Origin of the sequence: Salmonella sp. 32010601201800023SM, assembly GCF_017572235.1 — a bacterium.
GTDB lineage: Bacteria > Pseudomonadota > Gammaproteobacteria > Enterobacterales > Enterobacteriaceae > Salmonella > Salmonella enterica.
Genome location: NZ_JAGEQS010000003.1, coordinates 413,721 through 435,628, shown reverse-complemented (window position 1 = coordinate 435,628; position 21,908 = coordinate 413,721). Strand labels below are relative to the sequence as shown.

The following is a 21,908-nucleotide window of genomic DNA, read 5'->3' as shown; positions in this document are numbered from 1 at the left end:
TGGTTTTATTTGTGTGTTTTTTTACGCAATTCTGATTTTTTACTCCCCACTTATTATATTTTCAATGATTTAAGTTATATTGAAGTCCCTATGACCCTATGTTTTAATTGTGAAAATTCATTTTATCCTCTGGAGGCAAATTTATTAAATACGTATGGTTATAACGCGTATTAAAAAGAAATATGTCCTTAAAATGATTTAGAGTTTCAATGATTAGCTAACAAATCTATTTATCGGCGGGTGGTTTTAATTTGCTGATGACTATTTTTTATTTATGAGCTGAGAGCTTATGCGATACCTATTATTGGGGAAGATATAGTTAGTGCAATAATTGATGTCTACCTAATTAAAAAAATGAAGAGTGTTTTTAATTAAAGCACTCATCTTTGTTGTGGGCGCATAAAAATGGCGTCGTTGTTTTTATTTTTCTGATTACGAGATGTAAGAAAACTGAACTCTATAAAGCGTATTGGTAGCAGGAAGCCAAGGGCGGTAGCGTTCACTTTCTGAATAAGTTGAGCATCCTTTATCCTTTCTAATCCACAAAAACATTTTATTCACAATGTAATATCAGGAGACAACATGGAAGACGAAAGTAATCCGTGGCCTAGTTTTGTTGATACATTCTCTACGGTATTGTGCATTTTTATATTTCTTATGTTGGTGTTTGCACTTAATAATATGATTATTATGTATGACAACTCAATTAAAGTTTATAAAGCAAATATAGAGAATAAGACTAAATCTACTGCTCAAAATAACGGAGCCAATGACAATTCAAATGCTAATGAAATAGTTAATAAGGAAGTGAATACCCAAGATGTGTCGGACGGAATGACTACAATGTCAGGTAAGGAGGTTGGAGTATACGATATCGCCGATGGTCAGAAAACTGATATAACGTCTACAAAAAATGAGCTTGTTATTACGTATCATGGCAGGCTGAGAAGCTTTTCAGAAGAGGATACTCATAAAATAGAGGCTTGGTTAGAAGACAAAACTAATAGTAATTTATTGATAGAAATGGTTATTCCTCAGGCAGACATCTCTTTCTCTGACTCTTTACGACTGGGATATGAACGGGGAATTATTTTAATGAAAGAGATTAAGAAGATATATCCTGATGTAGTTATTGACATGAGTGTTAACTCCGCAGCATCAAGTACAACGAGTAAAGCTATTATCACGACTATTAATAAAAAGGTGTCAGAGTGAAATATATAAATCATTACCGCTATTTGTTTGTCTGTTTTTTCCTTGCCATACTCCCTTTTTTCGCTTTATCTTTTCCCGGTATAAGAGAGTATGTTTTTGATAACTTTATGGTTTCTGCAATTTACAATGGAGTCATTATTGCCATTTATATTACAGGTTCTTTGTGTGCATTATTCACTATTCTTAAAAATATTTCAGCAAAAGACATATTAATAGCTCAGGACGCCAGTAGAAAAAATAGCATTCTTTCTAACCTCAATCAGGTTTTGTTTGCCGGGGAACCCAAACAGTGTGATTTCAATTTGCTGATGGAATTAGATGACAATGTGTCTACCGCCCGTAACCAACGATTGTCATTTATTATGAGCTGTAGCAATGTGTCGACGCTTGTTGGCCTGTTGGGGACGTTTGCGGGTCTGTCTATTACGATTGGTTCAATCGGGAACTTATTGAGCTCGCCATCAGATGTTGGCGGTGATAATGCAAGTAATACACTCAATATGATCGTGACAATGGTAGCGTCGCTTTCTGAACCATTGAAAGGGATGAATACCGCATTTGTATCTTCTATCTATGGTGTTGTTTGCGCCATACTCCTGACCTCACAAAGTGTTTTTGTTCGCAGCTCCTATTCCCTTGTTTCTACGGAAATCAAAAAATTAAAAATCATAAGCAACAGATCCAATAATAAACAACGAAGCCTGCGGGTTGAATCAGAGACGCTTGTAGAATTTAAAGAGTTGTTTAAAGCGTTTTTTGATAACTACCTGACAGTTGAAAACTTACGGACGCAGGATGAAGAAAAGAAACGAGTGATGCTATCAGATAGCTTTGTCACTTTGCAAAACCGACTATTGGATAACTCAGCAAAACTGGAACAACTTTCTACGCTGATTGATGGTTATCTGGTAAGCAGTAACGAAAATCTCAAAAAATTATCTGACGGTGTAATAACAATTACCTCTCGTTTATCTGAAGGTAATATCCTGCTTGCTGATAATAATGCACGACTGGAGGCAATGAGTACAATACAGAATATTATAGATAAAAAGAATGATTCAATAATGGCATCAGTTGATAAATGTTATCAGGAATCTCTTTCACATGGTAAGACCATAAACGATATTGCTGCTGGCAGTGCCGATATTTCTCATACTCTCGATGGGCTGAGAAAAGAAATGGATGAGGATATGAATAATGTTCATTTAGCGCTATCCGATCTATCGGCTACTGATAAAAAGATTATTGCCAATACTAAAGAGATTAGTGCTGAAATGGTTAGCTACCGTGATACCTATATGCCATTAATGGAAAAAATAACATCTATGCATCAGGAAATAGTAAAGCAACGTTTGTTAAACAAGGAGGAAAAAAATGAAGATTAAGATGTTTTTTCTGACGACTGCTTTTATTACACAAAGCACATACGCCAGCGAGCTTCCGGTCATTCCTCTAAGAGATTTAGTTAATGCCGCATTAACGCATCAGCCCTCTGTTGCTGTTTCATATTATGAGACTGAAAAGAAAAACAGTGACTTAGATCTTTCACGGGCAGCACTTTATCCTACCCTGGATCTAACATCTGGCCTTAATAATAACAGGAAAGAGTCATCAGGTACCGAGAGGAACGTTGAAAATAAGGTGTCTTTATCATACCGAATAACGGATTTTGGAGTGAGGGGGGCTAATATCAGGAAATCTGAATATGAAAGAGATAATAGTAAAACTGACTATGAAAAAACAAAGAATATAGTGTCTCAGGAGGTTGTGACAACCTATTACAACATCAGTAAATATCGTGAAATGATTGATGGCGTAAATCTGGAGAAAGAGTTTTATAAAAAGATGCTGGAAACTTTTTCGTTGCTGGTATCTTCCGGTGTAGCGATGCAATCTGATATGCGTAAAGTACAAGTATCTATCGATGCATTAAATACCAGAAGCATTATGTATCAGTCGATGTTGGATGATGAAATGTATAAAATGCAGAATATGACTGGTCTGAATTTATCACCAGATCAGATTCAAAGCGATGAAAAATTCAACCTCTTCAAAAAATATATCTTTGTCGAAAGCCCTGAAAAACTTATGGACATGGTGATGAAATACAACGATGACTATAAGATGCTTGTCAATACCCGAAAAGCCGCGACCGAAGATATTAATGCCGCAAAATCATCCTATTTTCCGACTGTAGATCTTGTTTCCAGCTATGTACAGAATAACCCGAGCGGTAGTGCCAAAAAAAGTGATTATGAAGATGAATTTAAAACGGGTATCAATGTCAGTTTCAACATTTTTAATGGGTTCAGAAATTCAGCCCAGGAAAGAAAAATGGTGGCAAGTTACTCGCAGGCTAAGCTGCAAATTGACGATTTTTTGATTAAAACGCGTTATAACATTGATTCACAACTTTCAAGATACGCCGCTGCAAAAGAGACTTACTCAGTGGCGGAACGTTCACATACAAACGCGTTACAGCTTACTGAATTATATGAGCAGGAGTTTCAGTTAGGGCAAAAAAGTTTGCTTGATTTAATTTCAAGCCGTAATGAAGCATTTCAGGCATATGTAAGCATGATCGACAGCAAATATAGCCTGTATATTTTAAAGCTACAGCAACTCTCATTGATTTTTCATTTAATGGATTATTTAAAAGGAAATACTGAAAGTGAGTTAAATGTAATGAAATGAATAGAAGACAAAGCGATCATCTCATGATGATAATTATTTCTTTGACGATCTTAATTATTATCCTTACCTACTTTATAGAAATTAATTCAGTGGTTCATGGTCAGGGCGTTATCACTACTAAAGATAATGCTCAGTTAATATCTCTTTCTAAAGGAGGGACGATACAAGATATTTATGTAGCCGAGGGTGATACTGTAAAAAAAGGAGAACTCCTTGCAAAGGTCGTTAACCTTGATCTGCAAAAAGAATATCAAAGGTATAGAACTCAAAAAGGGTATCTGGATAAAGATGTTAACGAAATATCTTTCATTCTTGATAAAGAAAATGAGAGTGGGTTGATTACCCTGGATGGCACCCGTTCTTTAAGCAATAAAGAGGTAAAAGCGAATATTGAATTAGTGCATAGTCAGATAAGAGCTAAAGAGTTAAAAAAAACCTCTCTTGATTCTGAGATTAGCGGATTACAAGAGAAGCTGAGTTCGAAAGAAAAAGAACTCGCATTGCTTGCCGAAGAAATAAATATTCTTTCCCCACTGGTAAAAAAAGGAATTAGCCCATATACCAATTTTCTTAACAAGAAACAGGCGTATATAAAAGTTAAGTCTGAAATTAATGATATTGAAAGTAGCATCACTTTAAAAAAAGATGATATTGAGTTGGTTGTTAATGATATTGAGGCGCTTAATAATGAATTGCGCTTATCTTTATCTAAAATAATATCTAAAAATCTTCAGGAGCTTGAGGTTGTTAACTCTACATTAAAAGTAATAGAGAAGCAGATAAATGAGGAGGATATCTATTCACCGGTTGACGGTGTAATTTATAAAATCAATAAAAGTGCCACTACTCATGGTGGTGTGATTCAGGCGGCGGACTTACTTTTTGAAATAAAACCAAAAGTAAGGACTATGCTGGCCGATGTGAAAATATTACCCAAATACCGTGACCAAATATATGTAGATGAAGCCGTTAAACTGGATGTGCAGTCAATTATCCAACCAAAGATAAAATCGTATAATGCGACTATCGATAATATTAGCCCTGATTCCTATGAGGAAAATACCGGAGGAACAATTCAGCGTTATTATAAAGTAATTATTGCATTCGATGTTAATGAAGATGATTTACGGTGGTTAAAACCAGGTATGACTGTTGACGCCAGTGTAATTACCGGAAAACACAGTATTATGGAATACCTGTTATCTCCCTTGATGAAAGGCGTGGACAAAGCCTTTTCAGAACCAGTTAATACTAAACGATTAGATACACCTTGAGAGTGAATATAATATTATGGGAAATAAAAGCATACAAAAGTTTTTTGCCGATCAAAATTCTGTAATTGATTTATCTTCTTTGGGTAATGCCAAAGGCGCAAAAGTTTCTCTTTCCGGGCCAGACATGAACATTACCACGCCGCGTGGTTCAGTGATCATTGTCAATGGCGCTCTTTATTCAAGTATCAAAGGCAATAACCTCGCTGTTAAATTTAAAGATAAGACTATTACCGGCGCTAAAATTCTGGGCAGCGTAGATTTAAAAGATATTCAACTGGAGAGAATTGACAGCTCATTGGTTGATTCTGCTCAGGTAGAAAAGAAAGGTAATGGCAAACGACGAAATAAGAAGGAAGAAGAGGAATTAAAAAAGCAGCTTGACGATGCTGAAAACGCAAAGAAAGAAGCTGATAAGGCGAAGGAAGAAGCAGAGAAAGCTAAGGAGGCAGCAGAAAAAGCGCTCAATGAAGCGTTTGAAGTACAGAACTCGTCAAAGCAAATTGAAGAAATGCTGCAGAACTTTTTGGCTGACAATGTAGCAAAAGACAATTTGGCTCAGCAAAGCGATGCTTCCCAGCAAAATACACAGGCTAAAGCAACGCAGGCTTCTAAACAGAACGATGCTGAAAAAGTTCTTCCTCAACCTATTAATAAAAATACCAGTACTGGCAAAAGTAATAGCAGTAAAAATGAGGAAAATAAGCTCGATGCCGAGTCTGTTAAAGAGCCGCTTAAAGTCACATTAGCGCTTGCGGCCGAGAGTAACAGTGGTAGCAAAGATGATAGTATAACTAATTTTACCAAACCTCAGTTTGTAGGTAGCACTGCTCCCAATGCCACGGTCATTATTAAAATTAATGGTATTGCTGTCGGTCAGGCTGTAGCGGATAGTTTGGGTAACTTCACCTTCACTGCGCCTGAAACATTGACTGATGGAACATACAATCTGGAGGCAGAGGCCAAGACTGCTGATGGGAGCGGTAGCGCCAAACTTGTCATTACTATCGATTCCGTTACCGATAAGCCAACATTTGAACTTTCGCCTGAAAGTAGTGTGTCTGGTCATAAGGGCTTAACGCCGACCTTGACGCCTTCAATTGTTGGTACGGCGGAAGAGAATGCCAAGGTTGACATTTATGTAGATAATAAACTGGTTGCCAGCGTTGATGTCGATAAAGATGGAAACTGGAGTTATGAATTTAAAGATAATGAACTATCTGAGGGCGAAAATAGTATAAAAGTCGTTGCCGTGGATAAAGCAGGTAATAAAAACGAAACGACGGATAGTATCATAACCGACACCATTGCTCCGGAAAAGCCGACGATTGAGCTGGATGATAGTAGTGATTCCGGCATTAAAAATGACAGCATTACTAATAGCACCCTGCCAACATTTATTGGTGTGGCGGAACCCGGTTCTACAGTCTCTATTTATCTTGGACTTAAACATCTTGGTGAGGTCATTGTTGCTAAAGATGGGACATGGAGCTATACGCTTACTACGCCGCTCAAGGATGGCGAATACAATATAACAGCAACAGCTACTGATATTGCCGGGCATACCTCAGCGACGGCAAATCTGCCTTTTACTATTGATACACGTATCAGCTATTTCAGCGCTGAGATTGAAACTACTGATGATAGCGGTATTGTTGGAGATAACGTTACTAACAATACTCGCCCAACCTTTACAGGTAAAACTGAGCCAAATGCTATTATCAGTGTCATAAATAGTGAGACTGGCGAAGAGGTTATTTTTAAAGCGAATGACAAGGGCGAATGGACGTTCAATTTCACTTCCGACTCAGTGGAAGGGATTAACAATCTTACGTTCACTGTTGAAGATGTCGCTGGCAACAAAAAGGATTTTTCCTTTAGTTACGTTATCGATACTATTGCCCCTGTACCTCCGACGGTTTCTTTGGAGGACTTTGTTGTTTTACCGAATGGTATAATTTTATCAGGGAATGATTTACCGGCTTTAGTCGGTACGGCAGAGCCAAAGTCTACCATCTTATTGATGCGAGATGGTAAATTATATGACAGCATTGAGGTTGACTCAAACGGGACCTGGAATTATCAGTTTAGTAATAAATTTCTTCAGGGTGCCTATGATATTGAAATCATTTCTCAGGATGCCGCCGGTAATAAATCCTCTACTGTTAAATATTCTTTTACTATTCAAACTGAAGTTGTACCTCCAAAAGCGGAACTCGATGCCAGTGATGATTCCGGTGCAAAAGGCGACTGGATTACCAATAAACATAATGCTCTGACGTTACTGGGAACAGCGGATAGGTTTGCTACCGTAAATATCCTTATTGATGGTAAAACGATAGGCGTGACGACTGCGGATGCAGACGGTAACTGGAATTTTGATATTTCCCGAAATCTGTCTGACAATGTTTATAAGATTACGGTTGAATCCATCGATCCTTTAGGAAGAACGTCATCTGTAGATTATCAGCTTACCATTGATAGCTTTACGCCGATCCCTACTGTTATGTTGCATGATAGCGCTGATTCTGGCGTTAAAGGCGATATGATTACTAAAATTAATACGCCGTTGTTTACCGGGATGGCTGAAGCTAATGCTAAGGTTTCCATCTATGTTGACGGTGTGTTAAGTGGCGAGGCTATTGCTGGCGATGATGGTGTATGGAATTTTCAATTTACCACAGCGTTATCCGATGGCTCGCATGACGTAACGGTAAAGGTAGAAGATATTGCCGGTAATACTGCCTCCTCATCAGCGTATAATTTCCAAATCGTAACGCAAACACAAAAACCAACAATAGAGTTGGTCAACGATACGGGGGTTGATAATACAGACCATATTATTAATGAAAAGAATCCTGCACTGACAGGAACCGCTGCACCCTATTCAACGGTTAAACTCTATATTGATGGTGCACTGATCGCTGAGGTCAGAACAAATAAAGATGGCAGATGGGAGTATACTCTAAAAGCCGATCAAGGTTTGGTTGATGGCGATCATAGAATAACCGCTTCAGTTGAAGATATCGCTGGCAACATTGCCCATTCGGATCCTTTCTTAATTAGCGTCGATACTGCTATTTCAATACCGATAGTTTCATTGAGCCCGGATTCAGATTCGGGAATTTCAGATGATAATTTAACGAATATCGTTAAACCTACCTTGCACCTAAAAGATATTGATCCGGACATTATCAGTGTTCAGGTATGGGATGCCGCGTCTGATACGCAGATCGGTGTTGCCACGCAACAACCTGATGGTTCATGGGCCTATACCTTTACTTCAGATTTAACGGAAGGCTTGCATCAGGTTTATGTCAAGGTTGAGGACATTGCGGGTAATAAAGCGAACAGTGCGGTATTCGATTTTACTATCGATACCACAGTATCAACGCCGGTGATTTCCCTGCTTTCTAAGGATGATACGGGGGTTACAGGCGATAACCTGACCAATATCAATAAGCCAGGTTTTGCTATTTCCGGTGTTGATGCCGATGCGCATCGGGTCGTCGTACAGGTGATGCACAATGGCGTGAGCGAAGAGATCGAACTTTCCCACCTCAATGGTAGTTGGTTATTTACACCAGGGAATACGTGGGCGGATGGCAGCTACACGTTAACGGTGAAAGTAGAAGATAAGGCAGGAAATACCAGCTATTCAGCGCCGCTGACGGTCGTTATCGATACCCAAATCGCCATTGATGGGGTGGAACTGGTCAACGATAGCGGTGTGAAAGGCGACAATATGACCAACGACGACCGTCCCCACTTTCGTGTGACGGTACCTACGGATGTCAATGAAGTCCGTCTGAGCATTGACGGTGGTAATTCGTGGGTTCAGGCAACCCCGGGCGTGGCAGGCAGCTGGGAGTATATCTGGCCGACAGACCTGGCAGATGGTCAATACACGCTAACGGTGGAGGCGACTGATAAAGCAGGCAATACCGTGACGAAGACCATCGATTTCGCGGTGGATACCACGCTGTCAGTGCCGGTCATCGTACTGAATAGCGCGGACGATACCGGTGTCCAGGGCGATAACATGACGAATCGCACTCAGCCGACATTTGCCCTGCAGCATATTGATGATGATGCCGTTCGCGTTACGGTCAGCGTAGAGCATGGCGGCGTCACCACCACATTTGACGCCACGAAAGGCACAGGCGGATGGACCTTTACGCCGCCGACATCATGGGCGGATGGTGATTATACCCTGAGTGTGTCAGTCGAAGATAAAGCGGGGAACACCAGCCATTCTGCATCGCTGACGGTGACGGTGGACACGCAAATCGCCATTAATAACATTGAACTGGTCAATGACAGCGGTATTCCCAACGATAATCTGACTAATAATGTGCGTCCGCACTTCCAGGTGACGGTACCGACGGATGTCAACGTGGTGCGCCTGAGCATTGACGGCGGCAAGACGTGGTTCAACGCGACCCAGAGCGCGACGACGGGCGTCTGGGATTATATCTGGCCGGATGATGTGGCCGACGGGGGCTATACCCTGACGGTAGAAGCGACCGATGAGGCGGGAAATAAGGCAACACAGACGCTCGATTTCACCATCGATACCACTCTGTCTGTGCCGACCCTCTCGCTGGACAGCGCAGATGACAGCGGCATCGCGGGCGATAATATCACCAATGTTAAAACGCCGGGCTTTACCCTCAACAATATTGATACCGATGTCAGCCGGGTGATAGTGGAGGTAATGCACAATGGCATTAAACAGGAGGTGCCACTGGTTCAGACCGGCGGACAGTGGCGCTTTGCGCCGACCAGCGACTGGGCGGACGGCGACTATATCCTGACGGTGAAGGTAGAAGATAGGGCCGGAAATGTGAAGCAGTCCGCGCCGTTGACGGTGACAGTAGACACGCATATCGCCATTGACCGTATTGAACTGGTTAACGACAGCGGTATCCCCGGCGATAATCTGACCAATGAAGCGCGCCCGCACTTTCAGGTGACAGTACCGGCGGATGTTAACGGTGTAAGACTGAGCATTGATGGCGGCAAAACGTGGTTTGACGCCACGCAGAGCGCGACGTCGGGCGTCTGGGATTATACCTGGCTGACGAATGTGGCTAACGGCCCTCACACCCTGATGGTGGAAGCGACCGACAAGGCGGGAAACAAAACGACGCAGAAACTGGACTTCACCATCGATACCATTCTGTCAGAACCGACGATTACCCTGGACAGCGCGGATGATAGCGCCGCTGGCGATAACATCACCAACGTTAAGATGCCAGGCTTTACCCTCGGTAATATCGACGCCGACGTGACCAAAGTGGTGGTGACGGTGGCGCATGATGGTAAGAACCAACAGATAGAGTTGATTAAGAACGGCGGTGTGTGGCGCTTTACGCCGGGCGCAGCCTGGACCGATGGCGACTATACGCTGACGGTAAAGGTAGAAGATAAGGCGGGTAATACAAATTATTCTGCGCCGCTGACGGTGACTATCGATACGCAAACGTCTATTGATCGCATTGAGCTTCTTAATGACACGGGTATTGTCGGGGATAACCTGACCAATGAAGCACGTCCACAGTTTCATATTACGGTACCGACGGACGTGAACTCTGTGCAACTGAGTCTTGATGGCGGCATCAACTGGGTTAACGCAACGCTGACGTCTGACGGCGTTTGGGAGTATATATGGCCGACAGATCTGGTCGAAAATACGTATACCCTGACAGTGAAAGCAACCGATGTTGCAGGCAACACGGCGACGGAAACGCTCAATTTTATCATTGATACCACATTGTCGACACCGACCATCACGCTGGATAGCGCAGATGATAGCGGCACCGCCAACGATAATAAGACTAACGTTAAAACGCCGGGTTTTATTATCGGCGGTATTGATTCTGACGTGACTCAGGTCGTCGTGCAGGTGATGCGCGATGGTCACAGCGAGGAGGTGGAGCTGACGCAGACTAACGGGCAGTGGCGTTTTGTACCCGGCAGCGCGTGGACTGATGGCGACTATACGCTGACGGTAACGGTGAAAGATGAGGCGGGTAATATTCGCCACTCAGCGCCGTTGACGGTCACCATCGATACGCAAATCGCCATTGACCATATTGAACTGGTCAATGACAGCGGTATTCCCGACGATAATCTGACTAATAACGTGCGTCCGCACTTCCAGGTGACGGTACCGACTGATGTCAACGTGGTGCGCCTGAGCATTGACGGCGGCAAGACGTGGTTCAACGCGACCCAGAGCGCGACGCCGGGTGTCTGGGATTATACCTGGCTGGCTGATGTGGGAGAGGGGAAGCATACCCTGACAGTGGAGGCGACCGACAAGGCGGGAAACAAAACGACGCAGCAACTGGACTTCATCATCGATACCCTACTGTCAGAACCGACTATCGTGCTGGACAACACGGACGACAGCGGAACAAAAGGCGATAACCTGACCAACGTAAATAAGCCGACGTTTTTACTGGGCAATATTGACGCAGACGCGCGGTATGTCACGGTTGAGGTGCAGCATGGCGGCACGAAAGAAGTGCTGACGGCTACCAAAGACGCGACCGGCAACTGGAGCGTAACACCGACCGGTACATGGGCAGATGGCGACTATACGCTGACAGTGAGGGTGGAAGATGAGGCGGGGAACGAAAAACACTCAGCGTCGCTGACGGTCACTGTTGATACCCAAATCACCATTGATGCTATTGAACTGGTTAATGATAACGGTATTCCCGGCGACAATATGACTAACGACGCCCATCCGCAGTTCCGCGTGACGGTACCGGGGGACGTTAACGAAGTTAGTCTGAGCATTGACGGTGGCGTGACCTGGGTTAAGGCGACACAGAGCGCGACGCCGGGCGTCTGGAATTATACCTGGCCGGGCACCGTGCCGGATGGCGACTATACGCTGAATGTGAAAGCGACTGACAATGCGGGTAATACGGTGACGGAGACACTCCACTTCACTATTGATACCACGCTGTCAGTGCCGGTCATCGTACTGAATAGCGCGGACGATACCGGTGTCCAGGGCGATAACATGACCAATAGCACCCAGCCGACATTTGCCCTGCAGCATATTGATGATGATGCCGTTCGCGTTACGGTCAGCGTGGAGCATGGCGGCGTCACCACCACATTTGACGCCACGAAAGGCACAGGCGGATGGAGCTTTACGCCGACAGGGGCGTGGGCGGATGGTGATTATACCCTGAGTGTGTCAGTCGAAGATAAAGCGGGGAACACCAGCCATTCTGCATCGCTGACGGTGACGGTGGACACGCAAATCGCCATTAATAACATTGAACTGGTCAATGACAGCGGTATTCCCGACGATAATCTGACTAATAACGTGCGTCCGCACTTCCAGGTGACGGTACCGACGGATGTCAACGTGGTGCGCCTGAGCATTGACGGCGGCAAGACGTGGTTCAACGCTACCCAGAGCGCGACGCCGGGCGTCTGGGATTATACCTGGCTGGCTGATGTGGGAGAGGGGAAGCATACCCTGACAGTGGAGGCGACCGACAAGGCGGGAAACCAGACGACGCAGCAACTGGACTTCATCATCGATACCCTACTGTCAGAACCGACTATCGTGCTGGACAACACGGACGACAGCGGAACAAAAGGCGATAACCTGACCAACGTAAATAAGCCGACGTTTTTACTGGGTAATATTGACGCAGACGCGCGGTATGTCACGGTTGAGGTGCAGCATGGCGGCACGAAAGAAGTGCTGACGGCCACCAAAGGCGCGACCGGCATCTGGAGCGTGACACCGACCGGCACATGGGCAGATGGCGACTATACGCTGACGGTGAGGGTGGAGGATGATGCGGGGAACGTAAAATACTCAGCGCCGCTGACGGTCACGGTTGATACCCAAATCACCATCGATGTTATTGAACTGGTTAATGATAACGGTATTCCCGGCGACAACCTGACCAATGACGTTCGTCCACACTTCCGCGTCACGGTGCCAGGGGATGTCAACGAGGTACGTCTGAGTATCGACGGCGGTAATACGTGGGTTCGTGCAACACAGGGCACGGCAGGGACCTGGGATTACACCTGGCCGAAAGATGTGACCGACGGGCTACATACTCTGACGGTAGAAGCGACCGATAAGGCGGGAAATAAGACGACGCAGACGCTCGATTTTACCATTGATACCCGGCTGTCAACGCCTACCATCGCTATGGATAGCAGGGACGATACAGGTGCCATTGGCGATCATATTACGAGCGTCAAAAGACCGGGCTTTACCATTGGCAATATTGACGCCGATGCGCACTCGGTCATTTTGCGGATCACACAGGGCGGCAATAGCCAGGAAGTGACACTAACCCAGGTTGGAGGACAGTGGCGCTTTACGCCAGATGCTGACTGGGCGGACGGTAGCTATACGCTAACGGTAGAAGTCCAGGATAACGCAGGAAACGTTCGTCAGTCCACGCCGCTGGTGGTGACGGTGGACACGCAAACCAGCATTACTGATATTACATTGGTCAATGATCATGGCGTGCCTGATGACAATCTAACTAATAGCACCCGTCCGCAGTTTGAGATCACGGTGCCGGCGGATGTGAATTCTGTGCAACTGAGCATTGATGGGGGCGCAAACTGGGTGAGCGCGACGCAGGGTATCGAAGGCGTCTGGGGCTATACCTGGCCAACGGATATGGGCGATGGAAAACACACCCTAACCGTCATGGTCACCGACAGAGCGGGCAATACGGCGACGCAAACGCTTGAATTTTTCATCGACACCCGATTGTCGACGCCGACCATTGCGCTGGATAGCACGGATGATACCGGTACGCCTGGCGATGATATGACCAATCGCACCCGACCGACCTTTATTCTGCAGAATATCGATTCGGATGTTATCAACGTTACAGTCAGCGTCACGCATAATGGAACGACAACCTCGTTTACCGCGACACAGGGGGCTGGAGGCTGGAGCTTTACACCGCCAGCGCCGTGGGGCGACGGTGATTATACGCTGACGGTGACAGTGGAGGATCGGGCGGGAAATACGCGTCCGTCTACGCCGCTGACGGTGACAGTGGATACGCAAATAGCCATTGATCATATTGAATTAGTCAACGATAGCGGCGTCCCTGGCGATAATGTGACAAAACATGTGCGTCCGCAGTTCCAGATCTCGGTACCGGATGATGTGGAAAAGGTTCTTCTGAGTATTGACGGCGGCACGACCTGGGTTACCGCAATCAAGAGTTCGACGGCTGGCATTTGGGATTACACCTGGCCGACGGATATGCCAGAGGGACAGCATACCCTGACCGTGGAAGTGACTGACGGTGCGGGTAATAAGATGACGGAGACGCTCAATTTCACTATCGACATCACGTTGATGACGCCAACCATTGAGCTGGCGCCCGATCAGGATACCGGACAGAATAAGAACGATAATCTGACCAGCGTCACTCAGCCAGTATTTGTGTTGGGGAGTATCGATAAAGATGTTCGACACGTGGAATTGAGTATTGAGCATAACGGCACGTTTAAAACGGTGGTACTCACCGAATCAGCCGACGGCTGGCGCTATCGACCGGATTCTGCTTTGGCGGACGGTAGCTACACATTCACCGTGACGGTAACAGATGTGGCAGGCAACCAGCAAACATCCGCGCCTTTAAAGGTGACGATAGACGGTACGTTGACTACGCCGGTGATTGAACTGGCAGCTGGCGAAGATAGCGGTACTGTTGGCGATCGCCTCACCAATCACGATCGGCCTGTGTTCGACATACGCCAGGTTGATTCTGACGTTACGCGCGTGATGGTCAAAGTAACTTACAACGGTAAAACGCACGAGGAAGCGGCGGTATTCACCAATGGTCAATGGCGCTTTACGCCTTCTGCGAGCTGGGCTGATGGCTCATATCAGTTAGCCGTTGTGGTGGAAGATCTGGCGGGGAATGTAAAAGAGTCTGCGCCGTTTGAGGTGCGTATTGACACCACGACAACCATTAACAATATCGTATTGCTTAATGATACTGGCGTGCAGAATGATCAATTAACGAATGTTGCCAAACCGTCATTCAGAATTGACGTTCCCGGTGATGTCGTCCAGGTACGCGTAACCCTGGATGGTGGCGCTAACTGGAATGTGATACGCAAAAATGCCGACGGACAGTGGATTTTTGACAGCCCGAATACTCTGGTTGACGGCACATATACCCTTCGCGTAGAGGCCACGGATGAGGCAGGTAATATTGCGAATAAAGATTTAGTATTTAATATCGATACTAATATACAGGTTCCGACTATTGCTTTAGACGCAGGACAAGATACCGGAGCGAATACAGCCGATAATATCACTAATATTTCACGACCCACCTTTACGATTGGTAATGTTGACCCCGATGTTATCAAAGTCGTGGTGACGATTGATGGTCATGATTATAACGCGACTAAGGTTGGGGCTGGTTGGCAATTTACGCCAGGCAATGCCATTCCGGATGGTTCTTATAATATTACCGTTACGGTTGAAGATAAGGCCGGAAATACCGCGACATCGAAACCATTACCTGTTGTGATAGATACGACGGCTGAAATTGAAAGCGTCACGTTGGTTACAGATAGCGGTGATAGCGATGTAGATAACATTACCAAAGTCGACAAGCCGCAGTTTAGTATTGTTACCGCTGATGATATTACCCATGTGCGCGTTAAAATCGATAACGCCGCTAATTGGATTGAACTCACAAAAGGAGGGGATGGCCGCTGGATATTTAATGTCGGTTCGGCATTACCTGATGGGCAACACACTCTCTTGGTTGATGTGACTGATATCGCCGGCAACGTTGCGCAAGAAACGCTGCAGTTTACGATTGATACGACTCTGCGAGAGCCGACAATTGTACTCGATCCCACCCATGATACTGGTGATGATACTAATGATAATCTTACCAGGATTAACAAACCGGTGTTTATTATCGGTAATGTCGATAATGATGTATCACACATTGTGGTTCATATTGATGGTCGGGATTACACCATTGAAAACACAGGGGGGAATTTAACCTTTACGCCGGATCAACCGCTGTCTGACGGTCAGCATACGATCTCTGTTACCGTAACGGATATTGCTGGTAATACCAAAACATCGGCCGAACTGAAGATTGAAATCGACACGCAGGTTCAGATTGACAGTGTTACGTTAACAACAGATAGCGGCGTCAACGATCACGATAATGTCACCAATGCTACCCGTCCCTCTTTTGAAATTGCAACGCCTGATGATGTGACATCGGTGCTGGTTTCTTTCGATGGCGTAAACTGGACGCCCATCAGTAAAAATGCGGCCGGGCAGTGGGAATTTACTGCAGGTAGCGCATTGCCTGATGGTCATTATACTCTCCATGTCCAGGCGACGGATCGGGCAGGGAATACGGCAAATTCCACACTGGGCTTCACCGTGGATACGCAGATTGACGGCCTGAGCGTCGTGATGCTGGACGACGCCGGAAAGGATTCTACGGATGGTATTACGAATATTACCTCTCCACGTTTTGAAATTTCAGCCAGAGAACCGCTGCAGAGCGTGACGGTAATTTTAAACGGGAAATCCAGCACACTGACTCAGGGGGCAGGTAATAAATGGCTGTTTACCCCTGATACACCGTTAGTGGATGGAACTTACAAAATAGAAATAGTGGCTGAAGATATCGCAGGTAATAAAATTAGCAAAGAGGTATCATTCACAATAGACACTATTGTTTCTGATCCCAGTATTGATTTGCTGGATGCGGATGATACTGGCGAAAGCGCTGTTGATAATATTACGAGTGTCACTAAACCACGTTTCGTTATTGGCAATGTACCCGCCGATATTGATACTGTTGTAATCAGAATTAACGGCGTTTCTTATCCGGTTACGGCAAATGGCAATAACCTCTGGGAATTCCAGGTTCCCGTTGCGTTAAACGATGGCGTATATGAAGCCGTTGTTGTCTTCAGAGATATTGCCGGAAATACTTCTGAAACTAAGCTGCCCTTTACCATTGATACCACGACAAGCGTCAGTGTCAGAATGGAGCCAGCGTCTGATACCGGAAATTCCAATAGCGATAACCTTACGAATAAGCAAAATCCCAAATTCGAAGGTACTGCAGAGCCCAATGCGAAACTGGTGATTACCATTGTTGACGATAAGTCAGGTCGGGAGGTTTTAAAACAAACGATTACGGTTGGCGCTGATGGCAACTGGAGTGTGACGCCGAATATACTGCCGGATGGCATGTATACCATCAACGTCGTCGCAACAGATGTCGCGGGAAATACTGCGCAAACGCAGGAAAGATTCACTATCGATACGGTTACGATCGATCCCACCATTCGCCTTTCGGATCCATCTATTGATGATCAGCATGAAGCAACCAGCCTGCGTCCTGAGTTCAAAGGGTTTGCCGAAGCGTTCTCGACGATTATGATTCAGTGGGATGGGAAAGTGGTCGGCTCCGCAAACGCCAATGCGAATGGCGAATGGAGTTGGACGCCGCCATCAGTATTAGCGCCAGGCTCCTATGTTGTGAGCATTGTTGCCAAAGATAAAGCGGGTAATGAATCGTCGCAGGTCGACTTTCCTGTCGTAATACCTGTTATTGATGTCACGCCTCCAACCATAAAGCTCAGCGAGGAGAGCGATAGTGGTGCCTTAGGAGACTTTACCACGAATAATAAAACGCCGACCCTGGTTGGGAACACGTTACCTAATGCGATTGTGAGTATTTATGTGGATGGCGTGAAGGTCGGCGAGGCGACAGCGGATACAGCGGGTCGATATACTTTCCAGTTATCGGAAATGAAAGATGGCCATTATGTCGTCCAGGTGGGTATCGTCAACCCTCGCGATAATAGCGAACTGCGTTCCACCGCCGTTGATGTCACTATCGATACCGAGGTTGCTGAACTGGTATGGAATATATCTGGAATGCATGAGGGCGGATATATCAATACGGTGACGCCGGAGATTGGCGGCACCAGTGAGCCAAACAGCAAAATCACTATCTTTGTGAATGGCGTTGAAAAAGCGATTGCTTATACGACAGGCGCAGGACACTGGGGCGTAGTATTACCTGCTTTGGGTAATGACGGTAATTATGTATTAACGTTTAAAGTTGAAGATGTTGCCGGCAATATCAGAGAGTTTGGTCCGCAGAATGTGATACTGGATACGGTAATTTCGCCGTTAACCGTGGTATTACGCGAAGCTGATGACAGTGGCAAAGTTGGCGACTGGATCACCAATAAATCTCATGTCACCATCGATGGTACTGCCGAAGCCGGAAGTACTTTAACCATCAGGAGTCCGCAGGGGGTGGTTATTGCTACCCTGGTGGTAGGCAATGATGGTCGATGGAGCGCAGAATTAGATCTGCGTGAAGGTAGTAATGCCTTTGTCGTGGTATCGGAAGATAAAGCGGGCAACAGCCAACAAAAAGATATCCTGATAGAACATGATACGCAGATTGAAATCAGCGATATTTCATTAAGTCGGGATACTAATAGCGGTGATAAATATGATCTGATTACCAATAATAAGTCTCCGGTACTGGTTGCCATGACCGATCCCGGCGCGACGGTACAGGTTTATATTAATGGTGTGTTACAAGGCACAGTAGAGGCGAGTTCGTCAGGTAATATTAGCTATACCATGCCGGCAAATAGCGCCGACGGCGAGTATCAGGTGCAATTTGTTGCTACGGATACTGCTGGTAACCGGGTTGAGTCTGCGATTACAACCGTGACAATCGATTCTCAAATTGCTGTCTTTGACATTGATGAAGATTCATTACCGGCCCTCTCTAATAACCGGGCGTTGTCAGTCTCAGGTGTCGGGGAGGCTGGTTCTCAGGTCAGCATCTTTGTCGATGGTAAATTAGTCAACGTTGTTATGGTTGAGGCTGATGGCACATGGCGCGCGCCGATACTGCTGCAAGATGATGGTACGTTTAATATTCATTTCAGCATTACTGACGTTGCTGGCAACACTGAAGTGAGCAAGGATTATAGCGTGGATGTCGATTCATCAACCGACTTCCCAACGCTCAACCTTGAAGATGCAAGCAACTCTGGTTCACTTGACGATCTGATTACTAATCACAACAAGCCTGTGTTAGTTGGCACCGCAGAAGCGGGAGCCACAATCCATATTTATGTGGATGAAAAGATCGTGGCAAATGTGCTTGTGCTTGAAGATGGAACCTGGTCCTACCAGTTTGATAATGCGTTAAAAGATGGTGAATATTCTATCCGTGTGGTTGCCGAAGACCCGGCAGGTAATACGGCAGAATCGCCTCGCTTACTCGTCACGATAGATACCAGTACGTTTATCGATAATCCTGCTATGGTGGCAGGTTCTGATAACGGTATTTTCAGTAATGATAGTATAACGAGTCAGACCCGGCCTACGTTTAGTATTTCTGGAGAAATGAACCAGAGTGTTCAGATTTTCATTGATGGGGTGTTAGTCGATACGATCACGGTGACGGACAGAAATCAAGTTTATCGACCTGAGTCACCGTTGGGCGATGGTTCCCATAGCATTTATTATGTTATCACCGATAAAGCAGGCAACACGGCTACCTCGAAAACGCTAAACTTTACTATCGATACCTTTAATACGACGCCTGTCGCCATTGATTCTATCGGTGGACAAACGTTAGCAGAGATGACCGGTAGTGATGGCAAAATATATATAACGGACACGACGCGTAACTTATTGTTTAGTGGCAGTGCCGAGCCCAATAGCAAAATAGAAATCATCATTAATGGCTTAAATGTGGGGGAAGTTTGGGTTAATGAAAAAGGCCACTGGCAGATGCCGGTGAACCCGCTTTATTTCACAGAAGGCCAACTGGATATCACTGTTAAATCTACGGACCGTGCTGGTAACGTAAATCAGGAAAAGTATTCCATTTGGGTCGATACGCATATCCAGGTATTTACCAGCGAGCTTGATGACAATAAATCATCATCGAAAACGGACTGGTGGAGTAATAGCTCCACTATTACCATGAGAGGTATGGGGGAAATTGGCGCTACGGTATCATTAATCGTGGCAGGGGTCACGTTGGCAACCGCTGTCGTTGCGGCTAATGGGCAGTGGGAATTATCGACCGATCAGCTTCCGGAAGGTAAATACGATATCACGTTGAGTATTGAGGATAACGCAGGCAACCGTAAGGAAGAGGTACATGAAATATTTATTGATCGAACGCCACCAAACGCTCCGGTCGTAACTTATTCAGATATTGTCAACGATCTAATTATTATGCAGGGGACGGCGGAAGCCAAATCTCAGCTAATAATAACCGATAGTAATGGGAATACTTATACGTTAACCGTTCCTGATAATGGTAAATGGAGTATGGCTATCCCGTATCCATCGGAAGGGAAGTTTACCATTACGAGTGTGGATGCGATTGGTAACCGGAGTGATGATGTCTCTCTCGATATCATGAAAGAGGTTCCCGTTATTTCATTATCTCCAGACTCAGACAGTGGTACGGTGGGCGATAATATTACGCGAGATAAGCAACCTACCTTTATTATCGGGAATCTGGAAAGCGATGTTGTGGTCGTTCAGGTCGATATCAATGGGACCGTATATAATGCTGAAAAAAATGCCGATGGCGTTTGGTTCTTTACGCCAGGTACACCGTTAGCTGATGGTTCCTATACGATATCGGTAATCGCAAGCGATGCCGCGGGTAATCAGAAAAACTCGTTACCCATTACCGTTACGATCGACAGTACGCTGACGGTGCCGGAGATTGCGTTGGCAGCAGGTGAAGACAATGGCGTTTCAGACAGCGATAACGTGACGAATCACACCCAGCCTAAGTTCACGCTGCAGCATATTGATGCTGATGTGACCGGGGTGACCGTAAACGTGACGCATAACGGCGTGACAGACACCTATCAGGCGACGCAAGGCGCGGATGGCTGGACCTTCACGCCGCCAGCCGCCTGGAATGATGGTACCTACACGCTGAGCGTGACGGTGGTGGATCGCGCGGGGAATTCACAGCAATCTGCTTCGCTAGCGGTGACGGTTGACTCAACGGTGACGGTAACAGCGGATAGCCAGCATGACGATGCGAGCGATGACGCCACGGCAACAGCGGTTACTCCACCGGAGTCTGAAACAGTGAATGCCGAAAGCGCTACGCATCTTCGTACAGTGCCGTCTGCGGCGGAAGAAAGCGTGGTGAAGGAGACAGCCTATAGTATTACATTGTTAAACGCTGACTCTGGGGATGAAATAGATCGTTCAATTAGTCAGACACCTTCTTTTGAAATATCAGTACCTGAGAATATTGTTAATGTCAGTATTATGTTTGAAGGAGAAGAGTTTACTCTGCCGATAACTAACCAGAAAGCAATATTCGAAGTTCCGCTATCTTTGGAAGATGGTGAATATACTATGGACGTGAAATTCATTGATAAAGACAATGATTTCCTGATTAAGGAGAAAACATTCTCAGTCGATCACTCCTCGGCGGATATTGTGAACGCAATGAATGCAAGAGGAAAGACCGAGGATGATATTAATGATTCCCCTTCCACGAGTTCTGTAGGGCACAACAATAACGGCGCTATTGATGTTTTCGCCGTTAATGAAGTTACGCTACCTGTAGATAATCAAGAAGAACACGCATAATAACGGAGGCCCCTCACCTTTGGGTGAGG

5 protein-coding genes are annotated in these 21,908 nt (G+C 45.5%); all 5 read left to right on the top strand.

The window, feature by feature from the left end; translation table 11 throughout:
- The first annotated feature begins 582 nt into the window (after positions 1–582).
- The 5 genes from siiA to siiE are packed head-to-tail and all read left to right on the top strand — an operon-like array spanning position 583 to position 21,879.
- Positions 583–1,215 (top strand): SPI-4 type I secretion system auxiliary protein SiiA, encoded by a 633-nt coding sequence (gene siiA / locus J4617_RS12820; RefSeq protein WP_000389229.1) that lies wholly within the window; start codon positions 583–585, stop codon positions 1,213–1,215.
- Positions 1,212–2,600 carry a MotA/TolQ/ExbB proton channel family protein gene (locus J4617_RS12815; RefSeq protein WP_000875192.1) on the top strand — a complete coding sequence of 463 codons (1,389 nt, stop codon included), beginning with the start codon at positions 1,212–1,214 and terminating at the stop codon, positions 2,598–2,600. Before siiA ends, J4617_RS12815 begins: the two co-directional genes overlap by 4 nt.
- On the top strand, positions 2,590–3,909 hold the full coding sequence (gene siiC / locus J4617_RS12810) for an SPI-4 type I secretion system protein SiiC (RefSeq protein ID WP_001670706.1): 1,320 nt from the start codon (positions 2,590–2,592) through the stop codon (positions 3,907–3,909). Before J4617_RS12815 ends, siiC begins: the two co-directional genes overlap by 11 nt.
- Complete coding sequence (gene siiD / locus J4617_RS12805; protein WP_001081935.1) at positions 3,906–5,183, top strand: SPI-4 type I secretion system protein SiiD; 1,278 nt, start codon at positions 3,906–3,908, stop codon at positions 5,181–5,183. The genes siiC and siiD overlap by 4 nt, the downstream gene beginning before the upstream one ends.
- A 16-nt stretch (positions 5,184–5,199) precedes the next feature.
- Positions 5,200–21,879, top strand: coding sequence for a non-fimbrial adhesin SiiE (siiE, locus tag J4617_RS12800; protein ID WP_065680829.1), 16,680 nt, complete (start codon positions 5,200–5,202; stop codon positions 21,877–21,879).
- Positions 21,880–21,908 lie beyond the last annotated feature (29 nt).

Coding starts and splice junctions, on each gene's coding strand:
- siiA (WP_000389229.1), top strand. CDS start 583: ATGGAAGACGAAAGTAATCCGTGGCCTAGTTTTGTTGATACATTCTCT.
- siiC (WP_001670706.1), top strand. CDS start 2,590: ATGAAGATTAAGATGTTTTTTCTGACGACTGCTTTTATTACACAAAGC.
- siiD (WP_001081935.1), top strand. CDS start 3,906: ATGAATAGAAGACAAAGCGATCATCTCATGATGATAATTATTTCTTTG.
- siiE (WP_065680829.1), top strand. CDS start 5,200: ATGGGAAATAAAAGCATACAAAAGTTTTTTGCCGATCAAAATTCTGTA.